The sequence below is a fragment of the Bradyrhizobium sp. USDA 3256 genome (assembly GCF_054058275.1).
In genome coordinates this window covers 1,568,125-1,583,034 of record NZ_JBSSAE010000002.1, presented here as the reverse complement: position 1 = coordinate 1,583,034, position 14,910 = coordinate 1,568,125, and the positions used below count along the sequence as shown (strand labels likewise).

The 14,910-nt window shown below is 63.5% G+C and carries 6 protein-coding genes and 1 pseudogene; 5 read left to right on the top strand and 2 right to left on the bottom strand.

The features are described 5' to 3' along the window. Positions 1-15 precede the first annotated feature (15 nt). Positions 16-1,311 carry an O-acetylhomoserine aminocarboxypropyltransferase gene (locus ACVWY5_RS09165; protein ID WP_028334375.1) on the top strand — a complete coding sequence of 432 codons (1,296 nt, stop codon included), beginning with the start codon at positions 16-18 and terminating at the stop codon, positions 1,309-1,311. A 4-nt stretch (positions 1,312-1,315) separates the two neighbouring features. After that, complete coding sequence (locus ACVWY5_RS09160) at positions 1,316-2,095, top strand: alpha/beta fold hydrolase (RefSeq protein ID WP_028334376.1); 780 nt, start codon at positions 1,316-1,318, stop codon at positions 2,093-2,095. Positions 2,096-2,769: 674 nt separating this feature from the next. On the opposite strand, the gene ACVWY5_RS09155 is transcribed toward ACVWY5_RS09160, so the two are convergent. Continuing rightward, a complete protein-coding gene (locus ACVWY5_RS09155; RefSeq protein ID WP_321176827.1) occupies positions 2,770-6,744 on the bottom strand; it encodes an autotransporter domain-containing protein in 3,975 nt (1,324 codons plus the stop codon). A 475-nt stretch (positions 6,745-7,219) separates the two neighbouring features. Between ACVWY5_RS09155 and ACVWY5_RS09150 the strand changes: the two genes are divergently transcribed. Beyond that, positions 7,220-8,245 (top strand): helix-turn-helix domain-containing protein, encoded by a 1,026-nt coding sequence (locus ACVWY5_RS09150; protein WP_028334378.1) that lies wholly within the window; start codon positions 7,220-7,222, stop codon positions 8,243-8,245. An 899-nt stretch (positions 8,246-9,144) separates the two neighbouring features. Here ACVWY5_RS09150 and ACVWY5_RS09145 read toward each other — a convergent pair. After that, the gene (locus tag ACVWY5_RS09145; RefSeq protein ID WP_028334379.1) at positions 9,145-10,032 is read right to left on the bottom strand and encodes a VOC family protein; all 888 of its coding nucleotides are present in this window, start codon (positions 10,030-10,032) and stop codon (positions 9,145-9,147) included. A gap of 984 nt (positions 10,033-11,016) precedes the next feature. On the opposite strand from ACVWY5_RS09145, the gene ACVWY5_RS09140 reads away from it, so the two are divergent. Together ACVWY5_RS09140 and ACVWY5_RS09135 are read left to right on the top strand one after the other, a co-directional pair. Further along, positions 11,017-13,263, top strand: a complete 2,247-nt coding sequence (locus ACVWY5_RS09140) for a TOMM precursor leader peptide-binding protein (protein WP_028334381.1) — start codon at positions 11,017-11,019, stop codon at positions 13,261-13,263. A 93-nt stretch (positions 13,264-13,356) separates the two neighbouring features. After that, positions 13,357-14,735 (top strand): annotated as a pseudogene (locus ACVWY5_RS09135) (SagB/ThcOx family dehydrogenase). Positions 14,736-14,910 lie beyond the last annotated feature (175 nt).

Below are 14,910 nucleotides of genomic sequence, written 5' to 3'. Positions count from 1 at the left end.
CCTGACGAGTTTCGCATGCCCGCACCCAAGCCGCCTGCCTTCGAAACCCTGAGCCTGCACGCCGGCCAGCGCCCCGATCCCGCGACCGGCGCGCGCGCGGTTCCGATCTATCAGACCACGTCCTACGTGTTCCAGGATGCCGATCATGCCGCGGCGCTGTTCAACCTGGAGCGTGCCGGCCACATCTACACTCGCATCTCGAATCCAACGACGGCCGTGCTGGAAGAGCGCATCGCCGCGCTCGAATGCGGCGTCGGCGCGATCTGCACCGCCAGCGGCATGGCCGCGATGCATCTTGCGATCGCGACGCTGCTCAATGCCGGCGACCACATCGTCGCCTCCGCCTCGCTCTATGGCGGCACCATCAACCTGCTGGCGCACACGCTGCCGCGTTTCGGCATCACGACGACGTTCGTGAAGCCGCGTGCGCTCGACGACTTCCGCGCCGCGATCAAGCCGAACACCCGCCTCGTGATCGGTGAGACCATCGGCAATCCCGGCCTCGAGGTGCTCGATATCCCCGCGGTGGCACAGATCGCGCACGATGCGAAGATTCCGCTCTTGATAGACAACACCTTCGCGACGCCCTATCTCAGCCAGCCGATCGAGCTCGGCGCCGACATCGCGATGAACTCGGCGACCAAGTGGATGGGCGGCCACGGCATCGCGATCGGCGGCGTCATCGTCGACGGCGGGCGGTTCGACTGGCGCGCCTCCGGCAAATTCCCGCAGCTCACCGAGCCCTATGCCGGTTATCACGGCATCGTCTTCGACGAGCAGTTCGGCAAGGCCGCCTTCATCATGCGCGCCCGCACCGAGGGCCTGCGCGATTTCGGCGCCTGCCTGTCGCCGACCAATGCGTTCCAGCTGCTGCAGGGCATCGAGACGCTCGGCGTCCGCATGGACCGTCACGTCAGCAACACCCATGCGGTGCTGGACGCCCTCGCCGCGAACAAGGCGGTCGACTGGGTGCTGCATCCGTCGCTTGAGACGCATCCGGACTACGCGCTGGCCAAGAAACTGCTGCCGCGCGGCGCCGGCTCGATCGTCAGCTTCGGCATCAAGGGCGGCCGCGCCGCCGGCAAGAAGTTCATCGAGTCCCTGAAGCTGATCAGCCATCTCGCCAATGTCGGCGACGCCAAGACGCTGGTGATCCATCCCGCCAGCACCACGCATCAGCAGATGGACGCCGAGCAGCTCAAGGCCGCCGGCATCGGCGAGGAGCTGGTGCGGCTGTCGGTCGGCATCGAAACCGCGCAGGACATCATCGACGATCTCGGCCAGGCGCTACGCGCCTCGCAAAGGACTTAGGGCCATGCAGCTTTCCGTGAACGGATCAGACACCTTCATCGCGACCGGCGGCAAGCCGTTCGATCCGTCGCTGCTGGCGGTGGTGATGATCCACGGCGCCGGCTTCGATTCCTCGACCTGGGCGCTGCACAGCCGCTGGTTCGCCCATCACGGCTTTTCCGTGCTGGCGCCGGACCTGCCGGGCCATGGCCGCTCCGCCGGCAAGCCGCTGCCGACCATCGCGGAGATGGCTGACTGGATCGCCGCGTTGATCACGGCCGCCGGCGCATCGAAGGCGCGGCTGATCGGCCATTCGATGGGATCGCTGATCGCGATCGAGACCTCGGCGCGGCATCCCGACAAGGTCTCCGGCCTCGCGCTGATCGGTACCGCCGCGACCATGACGGTCGGCCCCGATCTGTTGAAGGCCGCCGAGGCCAATGACGTCGCCGCGATCGACATGGTCTCGATCTGGGGCCTCGGCTTCAAGGCCGAGCTCGGCGGCAGCCTCGCGCCGGGCCTGTGGATGCATCAGGGCGCGCAGCGGGTACTGCAGGAGGCGAAGCCGGGCGTGCTGTACAACGACCTTAACGCCTGCAACGCCTACCAGAACGCACTCACGGCTGCTGCCGCGGTCAAGGTGCCCGCGACCTTCGTCCTCGGCGAACGCGACATGATGACGCCGGCCAAGGCCGGCAAGACACTCGCTGCCGCGACGCCGAACGCCCGCACCGTCGTGCTGCCGGGTGCCGGCCACATGATGATGGTCGAGCAGCCCGACGAACTGCTGGCGGCGTTGCGGTAATACCCTCGCGCTCAACGCTCACCCCTCATCCTGAGGAGCGCGGAACGCGCGTCTCGAAGGATGAGGCCACAGTCGGGGCCTCATCCTTCGAGACGCCGCGGAGCCTGTCATCGGGCCGCGCTTTGCGCGGACCCGTTGGCGGCTCCTCACCATGAGGGTCTGATATCAAGGCGCACCCCACAGCCGGCTCCGATGCTTTCGCATTCGAAGTGCCCTTTGCTGCCATCACCCCAAAATATCGAAAACAACCCCATGCAAAGGAGCAGGGCGGCCGCCGGCACCCGGACAAGCAACTTGACATGTCGGACAAATCAGCGATATCTTCTATTATTCCGAATTTCTTCGAGCGTCCCGCTGCCTACGCAACAGTGTACGCGTCCGTCGCGATCGCGGCCGAAAATTCTCACCCACCATGCCACTGCAAGGCGACTTGGCGGATAAGCACGCGAACCGTATCAATGACCAATGGCGGGCCGCGTTCCGGCGAATCGACGCGGGTCCGGAGGACGTGGAGATGATCGACAATCACGAGCCAGGGCGTGTACTCATAAATCGAAGCGGCTCGGATCACACGCGTTGGGTGTCTGCTATGGCCCTGACAGGAGCGCGAAAGCGGACATTGTCGAAAGTCCGAGAGGAGCCATGAGCAGAACTGCAAGTAGCTGCCGTTACGCTCACCACGTGTAGCGCACGACGCCCTTACCGGCGTAGGAGCGCGTGACGTTGGAGAACTCACCCTCGAAGGTCGCCGCCGCCGACCAGCCGTTCAGCCATTTCTTCTCGACCGCGGCGGTCACCAGTGCGGAGTCGGACGCCATCGCTGCGCCGTTCACGACAAAGCTGGCGCCCGGCAGCGTCTGGAATGTCGCGGCGATGCTCCGATCCGGATTGAAGTCGTGGGCCCAGGCGGCGCGGCCGCGCAAGGTGAGGATGCCGTCCGGCATGGCGAAGGATTTGTCGGTGCGCAGGCCGAGCTCGCTGCGCGTATCGGTGACGCTCTTCGAATTATAGGCCAGCGCAAAGGTGTTGCTGCCGACGATCGCCTGCTCGGAGTAGGTCGGCAGGTCGAAGGTGGTGAACTGCCCGGCCGCATATGGCGTGATGCCAAAACCCTGCGCGACGAAGCGATAGCCGCTCTCGACACGCCCCGACCAGGCATTGGCATTGAACTGCGCGCGCAACTGATCGACGCCGGCCACCGTGACGAAACGATCGGTGGTGATGTCCTGCCAGCCATAGGCAAGCGCGCCGGTGATATAGGCCGGCCCGACATTGTGCCGGATGAAGCCGCCGGCCTGGAACAGGTCGGAGCGGCCGCTGCCGAGATTGTTGACGCTGAAATTGGTGCCGCCGCCGGCCAGCGCGAACCCCGCGATGGTGTTCGGCGAGAAGCGGTAGTCGGCGCCGACGGCCACGCCATAGACGCTGCTCCGGGTATCGTTGGAGCCGACGACCGTATTGCCGTCGGTCCGCTGCGATCCGCCAAAACCGGCCGCCCACACGCTCCAGCGCTGCTCGAAGGAAGGCTGCAGCGGTGGCGCCTTGGTGTAGAGCGCAGCGTAAGCGTCGCGCTCGCTCCTGGCGCGGCCACTGCCCTTGGCGGCATAGGCCATGCTCTCGTCGGCATAGGCATTCGGACTTCCGCCCCCACTGATGGGATCGCCGCGCCCGGTGATGAAAGGATCGCTGATCACGCCCATGAACTGGTTCATGGCGTTGAACGTCGTCTGCTGCGCGCCGGTGCCGATCTCGCCGGACAGCTGCGTCAGGCCTGCCGGCGTTAATGCGCCAAACACCAGCGGAATGCCGCCGGTGGTATTGAAGAAATTGATCAGCGCGTTGCCGACGTTCCGCTGGTTGACGTTCAAGCCGCTGCCGAAGTCCGGCGGCGTTGGACCGTTCGGCGGCGTAAAATTGAGCGCAAGATCGAGATAGGCGTTGTTGCCGTCGTAGCTCAGGCTCGGGGTAAAGCCCGACGGAAGGTTGGTGTTCACCAGCGAACTGAATGTGCCGATCACGCCGCCGGTGGCATTGACGATCGTGTATTGTTTGGCGACGTAGGTGCCAGCCGCAAACGTCGCGCGCACGGTGGCGCCACCGAGCGTCGCCGTGCCTGCCACATTGGTGCGGTCGGCGCTCGCCGGCGAGACCTCGACCAGGTAGCTCGCAGCCGACGTGAACACCAGATTGCCCTGCACGGTCAGCGTGCCGATCGAGTTGCCGGGCGCCAGCGTGCCGCCATTGATCGTGGTATTGCCCACCGTGCCGCTGCCGCCGAGCGTAGCACCGGCGTTCACCGTCAGGGCCGAACTGGCGATCGAGCCGTCCACGATCAAGGTGCCGCCGTCGACGGCGGTCGCACCGGTATAGGTGTTGACGCCCGCGAGCGTCAGTGTGCCCGTCCCGGTCTTGGTGAGCGAGCCGCCGCTGCCGCCGCCGAAACCTCCATCCTGTAGAACGCCGGAGAATGTGGTCGCCAGGTTGTTGCCGCCCGCCTGCAGGTTCTTCGAGCCGAGGCTGATGGTGCCCGCACCCTCGATCGAGCCCGCCGTGATGCCGGCACTGGTGAGCAACGACAGATCGATGCTCCCGCCCGCGCCGTTGATGAGCCGCGCCGTGCCGCCCGTGCTCGTATTGACGAACCGAAGGCTGCCATTGTTGGTGATGGTGGCGTTGCCGGCCGTGCTGGTGTCGAAAAAGCGGAGGAAGGAGTTGCTGGTGATGGTGGCGTTGTCCGCCGTGCTTGTGTCGGAGAAGAGCACGACGAAGCTGCTGGTGATGGCGGCGCTGCCCGCCGTGCTGCTGTTGGAGAATGTCAGGCTGCCGTAGCTGGTGACGGTGGCCTTGCCGGCGCTGCTGGTGTTGAGGAAATTGACCATGGCGCCGGCGTTGTTGGTGATGGCGGCGTTGCCGGCAGTGCTGGTGCCGTTAAAATTGAGGCGGCCGTTGTTGGTGATGCTGCCGCTACCTGCCGTGCTGGTGTTGAAGAACTGGGTGAGGTTATTGTTGGTGACGGTGGCGTTGTCGGCCGTGCTGGTGTCGCGGAATCCCAGGGTACCGCTGTTGGTGATGGTGGCGCCGCCGGCCGTACTGCTGTTCCTGAAATTCAGGAGGGAGCCGTTGGTGATGGTGGCGCTGCCCGCCGTGCTGCCGTTGCGGAATTCCACAATTCCCAGGGTGTTGGCGATCGTGGCGCTGCCCGCCGTGCTGGTGTCGGCGAAAAACAGGACGCCGCTGTTGGTGATGGTGTTGGCGATGGAGGCGCTGCCCGCCGTGCTGGTGTTGAAGAAACCAACGGTGCCCTGGTTGGTGATGGTGGCATTTCCGGCGCTGCCGGTGCTGGCGAAATTGACCGTTGCGCCGGTGTCGTTGATGATGGTGGCGCTGCCGGCCGAGCTGGCGCCGGCGAAACCGACGCTGCCGGTAACTGTGTTGGTGATGGCGGCGCTGCCGGCAGTGCTGGCGCCGTTGAAATTGAGGCTGCCGTTGTTGGTGATGCCGGCGCTGCCTGCCGTGCTGGTGTCGAAAAACTGCGTAAGGGCGTTGTTGGTGAGAGTGGCGTTGCCAACGGTGCTGGTGCCGTGGAAGTTGAGTACGCCCGCGCCGTTGTTGGTGATGACCGCGGTGCCGGCCGTGCTGCTGTCGTTGAACTCGATACCGAAGTTGTTGGTGATGGTGGCACTGCCGGCCGAGCTGTTGTTGAAGAAGGACAGGTTGGCGAGGGAGTTATTGATGGTGGCGGTGCCGGCCGTGCTGGTGCCGAAGAACTGGATGATGCTGTTGTTGGTGATGCCGGCGTTACCAGCAGTGCTGGTGCCGTTGAAGTTGAGGGTGCCACCGCCGTTGTTGATGATGGTGGCGTTGCCGGCGCTGCTCGAGCCGTTGAAGTTGAGAATGGTGTTGTTGGTGATGCTGGCGCTGCCGGCCGTGCTCGTGTTTGCAAACGAAAGGCCGCCGGCGTTGTTGGTGATCGTGGCGTTGCCGGCGGTGCTCGTATCGGCGAATCGAAAATTGTAGTTGTTGATGATGGTGGCGTTGCCAGCGCTGCTCGAGTTGAAGAAGTCGAGGTTGCTGTTGTTGGTGATGGTGGCGTTGCCGCCCGTGCTCGTGTTGAAGAATTGAAGTTGGGCGCCGCTGTTGATGTTGATGGCGGCGTTGCCGGCGGTGCTCGTATCGAGGAACCGAACGGTGCCGTTGTCGGTGATAGTGGCGTTGCCGGCGGTGCTCGTGCCGGAGAAAAGAAAGATGGCGTTGTTGGTGAAGCTCGGTGCAGATGCGGAATTGTTGACGATGCCGGTGCCGGTGACGGTCAACGTAGTACCATTCCCCTGAAGGATGAAACTGTAGGCCGGCACGCCTGCGCCGAACTGGATCGTGTTGATCGATGTACTGGCGCTGATGGTCACCGAGGTGGGGGCGCCATTGTTGGCGAAGGTCGCGCTGCCGTCAGGAACGGTCGGCGTGGAGCTCCAGTTGACGCCCGTGGTCCACTCACCCCCGGGGCCGTTCCAGGTGCCGTCGACGGCTTGCGCGGCGTCCGGGGCAAACATCGCGATGACGCCGAGGCACGTCGATGCGAGCAGCGCAGCGCGCAATGCACGCCTGCACGCCCGGCGCTCCGATCGCAGCATCCTGCCGTGGTCGGCCACCGGCAGATCCTGAGCTGACGCCCGCCCCCTGAAAACGACAACCCTTGAGGAGACCACGATGGAAATGAACGCGGACAATTGACGCTCAAGCATTCTCGCTTCCCCGAGCAAACTTTTGAAAAACCAGCCAACGCGGGAAATATAGGCAAGGCGACAGACTCGGGATGTAGCCGGGTTGCAACAGCAACCGATGACACCATTTGCTGAGCGACGCTTGCTCCCAGCGCGGACCGCGAAACGACCTGAACAAATCTCCAATTCCCCCAGCCAATCCGCGACTTGCAATCTTTGGCGCGACCGCACTGAGGTCTGCGGCCGGAGAGGTTGAGCCGCGGGAATGAGACACTGGATCAACAGAATGAGACGCCTTGCAAACCGAGAGCTCGCGCGGCACGCTGAGCACAGAAATCAAATGGAGAGTTCCTTGAAGCGGTCGGCGACTCGGATGCGTGGCAGGATGCCGTCTCAATTCCGCTTGGACCTGTCAGTCGCGCCGGGCAACGCGCGCGAATTCGATCTCTGGCGCGGCGGCATGTCTCCTCTATTCGCGCTGGACGCCGCGGATGCTGAGGCGCGCTCCTCCTTCGCGGTCCAAATGACCAGCTATCAGTTTGCGGACGTCGCCATCGTCTCCGGCCGTTCGTCGGCCGCCACGTTTGAACGGACGGCGCCGTTGATCGCGCGTAGCGGCGTCGACAACATCTCGCTCGTTGTCTACGCGGAAGGCGGATGTGCGTTCGACGCCGAGGGACGCGCCGCCGAGGTTCGCGCCGGAGACGTTTGTTTTCTCGACCTGTCGCGCCCCAGTTCCCTGCGCTCTCCCAACTACGAGAGCCTCACACTCATACTGCCGCGCGATGCGCTTCAACCGTACCTCGCCGACCTCGACGGCCTTCACGGACGGGTGCTGCAAAAGAAGAATCCGCTGAACGCGATGCTGGTCGGTCATCTTCAGACGTTGTTCGCGGAAGCCTCGGCGCTGAGTCTGGCGGATGGCCGCGCGGCGGTGAACGGAACCGCGGCGCTCATTGCCGCGTTCGCGGGACCGTCGGCCAACGGTCGGGACGTGATCGCGCGGTCCGAATCCGCCGCATCGATGGTTAGCTTCCGGCGATTTATCGAGGCGAACCTGCATGACCCGGAACTGGGACCGGAGTTCATATGCCGCAAGCTTGGCGTATCGCGCGCGAAACTTTATCGAACGTTCGAACCGATGGGCGGCGTTAGCTCTTATATCCAACAGCGTCGATTGGGGCGCGCGCATCAATTGATCACAGATCCGGCGCACGCCCACCAGCGCATCGGCGTCATCGCTGCTCGGTGCGGTTTCGGCAGCATCTCGGTGTTCAGCCGCGCTTTTCGCCAGGCCTTTGGCCTGCCTCCCACGGAAATGCGCGAAGCACTTGAACGCGCCGAATTTGCCGATGTCGTGTTTTCCGGCGAGGCCGGTTTCGGGACCATGAGCCGCTGGCTTCTCGGCCTCGACACAGGTGGGCGCTGAACCGCCCTCGCTTTCCGCTTCCAGCGGCGCGGTTGCCAGCCCGAAAAGTTCGGCGTCCGCTCCAGGGTCACAAGCGGTAAAGCTCAGGACGACCACAAGATTTCCGCTTCGCCCCCCAAGACCCGACATTTTGCGCGTTTATGGGCACACGCCCGGCCTGGTCGGTCCACACGGATCGTGCAGCCAAAAGCGCTTACGCGCACGGCCACGCAGGCGATCGGAAAGAATTTCCAAACGGCTGCTTGCGGCACGCGTCGGACGGCGAAGGCGCTGTTTGGCGGACGATGCCGCGACGCCGAACGCCCGCACCGTGGTGCTCGCTGGTGTCGGTTACATGATGATGGTCGAGCAGCCCGACGAACTGCTGGCGGCGCTGCGGTAATATCCTCGCGCTCAACGCTCACCCCTCATCTTGAGGAGCGCGTAGCGCGTCTCGAAGGATGAGGCCACAGTCGGGGCCTCGTGGTTCGAGACGCCGCGGAGCCTGTCATCGGACCGCGCTTTGCGCGGACCCGTTGGCGGCTCCTCACCATGAGGGTCTGATATCATTCGAAGTGCCCTCGGCCGCCACGGCTGCTGGGGACGTCGGAGACCTTCCTTGGAAGGTGAGCGCCCCCAAAATGTCGAAAACAACCCCATGCAAAGGAGCAGGGCGGCCGCCGACACTCGGACAAACCACTTGACGCGTCGGGCAAATCAGCGATATCTTCTATTATTCCGAAATCCCACGAACGCCCCGGCGCCACCGCAGCAGCGCACGCCTCCGTCGCGATTGCGGCCGAAAATTCTCACCCACCATGCCACTGCAAGGCCGATCGGATATCTGCCTCGAACGCGGTATCGGCGCGTACCCATTCCGCCTGTCCCGCCTTCAGGCCGCAAGCAGCAAACGCTTCGGCCTAGCGCTTCGTCTTGTGAAGCACCATCCTGCCCTTTGAAGCAATGCCACCCCACCTGGCAGACCAGCCGACTTCCGAGGTGGAGGGGCGTTCGGTGCGCGTCTGATCCCAGGCGCCCTGCAACGCAAACAGGGCGCCCTGGGGATCGGCACATCGAACGATCCAGCAACCATCGGGCAACTCGATCGGACCCTGGAGGACCCGGCCTCCGCCGGCATGAACGCGCTTGGCGGCCGCGCCGATGTCGTCGACATTGAAGTAGTAGAGCCAACAGGGCTGCGACACGCTCGGAAGCTTGGTGAGCATGCCGCCGATCGTCTGTCCGGCCACTGAAAACAATTCATACATATCTGCCGGATCGGCTCCAGCATGGGCCTTCTGCCAGCCAAGAAGCTCGTCGTAAAAAGCAAAGATCCTGTTCCGGTCTTCGGCCAGCAACTCGTGCCAGCCCACGCGCCCGGGCTCGTCCAATCCGCCGGGTTGCGGTTGGCCATATGTCAGTCCCGTGACCAGCGCAAACGTCGCTCCTTGCGGATCGGCGACCACTGAAATTCGGCCGATATTGCTGTCGGTCGGCGATACCAGGATGGCGCCGCCAAGACGGCGGATCTGCGCGGCCTTCGCATCCATGTCATCGACGGCGACATAGCCGACCCATCTCGGCGTTGCACCCAATCGCAGCCCCTCTTCGGGGAGCTCCATGAGACCAACCACCGGCGTGTCGCCTGCAGCAAGCACCGTATAGGCCAGCTCCGGCATCGACGCATCTTTCGTCGCCCAGCCGACGACCTTGCCATAGAAGGCAGCTGCCGCCCGCATGTCCGTCGTCAGGAGTTCATACCAGGCGAAGCGTCCGGGCTGATCGACCAAGCTAATTTCCCTGTTCAAGCGGGCCGGCAATTGCGCACTGCATCAAACCGCCCCCGCGCAATCCGCTCACGGGCGCAGATATTCGGCGCCTTCGATGAAATTGCAGCGATATTGTTCATGAAGGTGAATGCAACCCAGCCCCATTACATGCAACCCAGCCCCATGACATTTCGTGTACCCCCAAATCTTGCCTGCCTTGTTCGCTCGGGGTAGGATCACGGCTTACGGAGATCCTTCTTCCAACATTGGAGGATGCGGCCATGCAGCGGGCGAAGCAAGCTTCGAAAAAGAAGCGAATGACCAAAGCCGCCATGCCGGCGCTGGGAGTAGCCGGTCTAACCTTTTCGCTGGCGGGAAGTGCATCGGCTTCGGCCGTACCGACCGTGGACGTTCAACACAGGCCGAGCTTCGCGCCCGGCCAAGTGACCGCGCTCAGCGAGGAAGAACTCGCCGACGTCAACCTCGCCACCTTCCATCTCAATCTCATCGACCATGGAAGCGTCGCGGGCGGCGTGCTGCTCGCGCGGGGATGCGGTGGTTGTCATGGCTGCGGAGGCGCCAGAGGTTGCGGAGGCGCCAGAGGTTGCGGAGGCTGCAGAGGCTGCGGCGGCTGCAGAGCGTGCAGAGGCTGCCGCTGCGGCGTCGGTTGCGGTGGATGTGGCGGCTGCGGCGTTGGTTGGATCGGGGTAGGCGTGCCATTGGTGTCATGCGCAGGGTGCTGTGCATCGTGGGGCCGCTGCCGCTGGTGCTAGGACGCAGCGCTCCCTGACTAGGTATGGACACGTCGCGATTTCATCGGCCGGGCCCGCGAACGACCCGGCCATTTTCTTGCCTTCGTTGCAACGTTCGGCGCGCCTGGCTGGTCAGCTTGCCGATGGCGGGCGAGTGTGATCCAACTTATTTCGAAGAATGGTCGAGCTCGGCGCACAAGTTGGGCGGGGCGGCGGTTTGTCGTGCGCCGGCAACCGGCAGTGACGGGAACAGGATCGGCGTGCTGACCCGATGACAGTCAATCGCAAGAGCCGCGCCGCGAGGCAGACCCGCAAGGGCGTTTTGCGCTTCGCGCCGAACTTCACCGCCTATGTCATTCCTCCCAATGTGGTCTGTCTCTATTCCGAGAATCGCAAGTTCTTCCTGCACGGCGAACTGTATTGTGCGGTAGCCACGGCGATCGGAAAAAATGGAAAGGCTGCGCCAGAGATCGTTCGCCAGCTTTCAAAGAGTTTTCCCGCCGACAAGATCGAGGAAGCGATCAGGCGGCTGTTGGAGCGCCGATACGTCGTTGGTGGAGCATCGCATACATTCGCAGGCGCCGTTGATGGGTATTGGGCGAGCCTCGGCCTGCCTCCCGAGGTTGCGGAACAGAATCTCCGCGATTGTCCCGTGCGAGTGGAATCGATCGATGTCAAAGGCGCCAGGGAACTGAGCACGGCCTTGAGCAAGCTTGGCGTTCAGATCGCCAAGCGGTCGCCGAGGCTCATCATCACGCTGGTGAACGACTATCTCGATCGAGGGCTCGCCGAGCTGAACGGGGTGCGCGTCGCCGATGGGACGCCGTGGCTCCTGGTGCAGCCGTCCGGTGTGATTCCGCTGGTGGGACCTGTGTTCAAGCCGGGCGAGAGCGCCTGCTGGACCTGCCTGTTCGATCGCATGATACGCAATCGGGAGATCAAGGGATTTCTCGACCGCGGACCGGCGCAAGCGGTCGCCGTATCGCCCCTGGTCCACGACACCGTTGGACAGACCGCAGTTCACTTCGCTGCCGTGGAGATCACGAAGGCGATTGCCTCGGGTTTTCGCACCGACCTGCGCGATCACATTGCAAGCTTCGACCTGACTGGTGCCGTCATCGCCAAGCACTATGTCGCGAAACGCCCGCAATGTCCCACTTGCGGCAGCAAGAAGCTGCAGAGCGCGCGCCGGGCGGCAACCCCGATCGAGATTGCCGAGGGCAGAAAGCTCATAGCCACCAGCGGCGGATACCGCACCGTGACGTCGCGAACCACCGTCGCGCGGTTCCGCAAACACGTCAGTCCGCTGACCGGCGTCGTTTCGCGGCTCGAGCGGATCGAGGCCGATCTGCCGATGAATACGAATTTTTTCGCCTACCACAACTTCTCCGCGCCGGCCTGGAACGTTGACCAGCTCAGATCCGGACTGAGCGGCGGCAGCTTCGGCAAGGGCTCCACGGCCGAGCAGGGCGAGGCCAGCGCGCTGATGGAGGCGATCGAGCGCTATTCGGGCATTTTCCAGGGTGACGAGATCAGGACGAACCGCCGCTTTGCCGATTTCGCTCCCGGTGACGCTCTTCTTCCCAACGACGTCCAGCTTTTCAGCGACACGCAGTTTCAGAACAGACATGCCCCGCAGCCGGACGATTCACACCCGGTTCCCGAGCCGTTCGATCCCTCGACAAAAAACGAGTGGTCGCCGGTCTGGTCGTTACGCGACAAGCGCTTCAAATTTCTTCCGACCGGCCTGCTGTATTTTTTCTATGGCGGCTTCCACACGGATTCCAACGGATGTGCGGCCGGCAACACCCGTGAGGAAGCCATCGTTCAAGGCTTCCTCGAACTGGTCGAACGCGATGCCTACGCCATCTGGTGGTACAATCGGCTGCAGCGGGCCGAAGTCGACCTCACGCAATTCGACGATTCCTATGTGCGGGATCTGCAAGCCCAGCTTGCCGATGCGGGGCGCAGGCTTTGGGTGCTCGACATCACCAGCGATCTCGGCATTCCCTCCTACGTGGCGATCACGCACTGGATGCAGAACGGACACGAAAATATCGAGTTCGGCTCCGGCTCGCATTTCGATCGCCGCATAGCCCTGCTGCGTTCCCTGACGGAGCTGACCCAATTCATGTCGATTGGCATGATGGGCGGCGGAAGCGGCGAGAAGCCGACGCTTGACGGCGTTACGCCGCTGCGACTTGACGATTATCCCTTCCTGATCCCCAGCGACAATCCGATCGTCCCGCCGGCACCGGGCCTCAAGGTTCACGACAATACGAGCGACCAGGTCAATGCCTGCATCGAGATTGCCACCGGTGCCGGACATGATTTCCTCGTGCTCGACCAGACGCGGCCCGACGTCGAAGTCCCCGTCGTCAGGGTGCTCGTTCCGGGCTTGCGGCATTTCTATCGCCGCTTCGCGGCCGGCCGGCTTTACGATGTTCCGGTGAAGCTTGGATTATTGGACCGCCCACGACTGGAAAGCGAACTCACTCCGTTTCTTCCACACACCTGAAGGTTGGCCTCCGTGCGCGTGCTCCGGAAAAAGCCGACCAGGAAGATCGCACCAGTCATCGCCGCCCGATTGAACGGTCGCTTTTCCCTTCATATGCAGGCGGACGGAAGCATCGCCGCTGCCCTCGGCCACTATACGGTCAATCTGGGACAATTCAGCACGGCGGCGATCGACCGTGCGGGACATCTCGCCTCCGGCCTGCCGCTCGCCTCCTTTGCCGGCAAAAGCGCCCTCGCGAGGCAGGTTCATGCCCTGGTGCAGCGACTGGCGCGGCACGGGCTTCTCGAATACCGCCTATCCTCTCCGCGCGAAGAGCAGGACCTCGTGGTCATCGAGCCGCAGGTCGCCGAATACTGGCCGCAACCTGCAAAGCTGGGGAACGGTGATACCATCGTGTTGTCGCGCTTCGCCTATCTGCGCCGGCGCGGCAACGAGATGGTGCTGGAATCGCCGCGCGCCGGGGCGCTGTTCCGGATTTGCGATCCCGCCATCGCTGCCACCCTCGCGGCCCTGTCGCAGCCCCAGAAGATCAGCAAGCTTCGCCGCCACGCGACCTCCTTGAACCTCGATCTGCTCGGATTGCTGCTCGACAGCCAGATGCTGATCAAGCTCAATGCGAAAGACGGCGACGGCCTTCGGGTGAATGAAGGCGACGGCAATCTCGTTCTCTGGGATTTCCACGATCTCGTGTTTCACACGCGGAGCACGGAGGGCCGGCATGCCGATCCAGTTGGCGGCGCGTTCACCCATGCGGGCGTCGTTCCACACCGCTGCCTGCGATACGTCCGCGTTGGCCAGGCAAGAAGTTCGCCCTCCACAAGCTCTCCACGCCGGAGCCGATCTCGCCCTTCGCGAAGCTGTTGCGTGAACGCCATTCGATACGGGATTTCGACGACCAGCACCCGGTCACGCTCGCCGAACTCGCACAGTTTCTCGACACCACCGCCCGCGTGCTATCGGAATGGAAGAACGGCGCGAATTTTGACGGCGGTCCTGAAGTCACCTACAGCGCGAGGCCTTATCCATCGGCGGGCAGCGCTTACGAGCTGGAATTGTACCTGGCGGTCTCGAATTGCGAGGGGCTTGCGCGCGGATTTTACCACTACGATGCGGGTGGTCACGCACTGGTCGCGATCGGTGCTTCCGCCCAGCAGCTCCAGGCGCTCTCGACGGCGGCCGAGTTTGCCATGGACGCGCCCGGCCCGCCGCAGGTCCTGATCACGATCGCTGCGCGTTTTGGGCGGGTATCCTGGAAATACAGCTCAATCGCATATTCGCTGATCCTGAAGGATGTCGGCACCATGATCCAGACATTCTATCTGGCGGCGACCGATATGGGCCTTGGCGGCTGCGCCATCGGCACGACCAACATCGATCTGTTTGCGAAAATCACCGAGCTCGAATTTCATGTCGAGAGCCCGGTCGGTCAATTTGCACTCGGACGCGGAAAGGCACCGCTGGCCGCAAGCTAGACTAGAAGGCCAGCCGCGTTTTTTGGGCGTAACCTCAAGGCGCAGCTTGGCGGACGATGCCGCGACTCCGAATGCTCGCATTGTGGTGCTGCCGGGCGCCCGGCCACATGATGATGGTCGAGCAGCCCGACGAGTTGCCCGCGGCGTTGCGGTAGCAGCGTAGAGGGTGCCTCTT

Excerpts from the sequence above, each read along its gene's own strand:
- ACVWY5_RS09165 (WP_028334375.1), top strand. The coding sequence starts at position 16 with ATGCCCGCACCCAAGCCGCCTGCCTTCGAAACCCTGAGCCTGCACGCC.
- ACVWY5_RS09160 (WP_028334376.1), top strand. The coding sequence starts at position 1,316 with ATGCAGCTTTCCGTGAACGGATCAGACACCTTCATCGCGACCGGCGGC.
- ACVWY5_RS09140 (WP_028334381.1), top strand. The coding sequence starts at position 11,017 with ATGACAGTCAATCGCAAGAGCCGCGCCGCGAGGCAGACCCGCAAGGGC.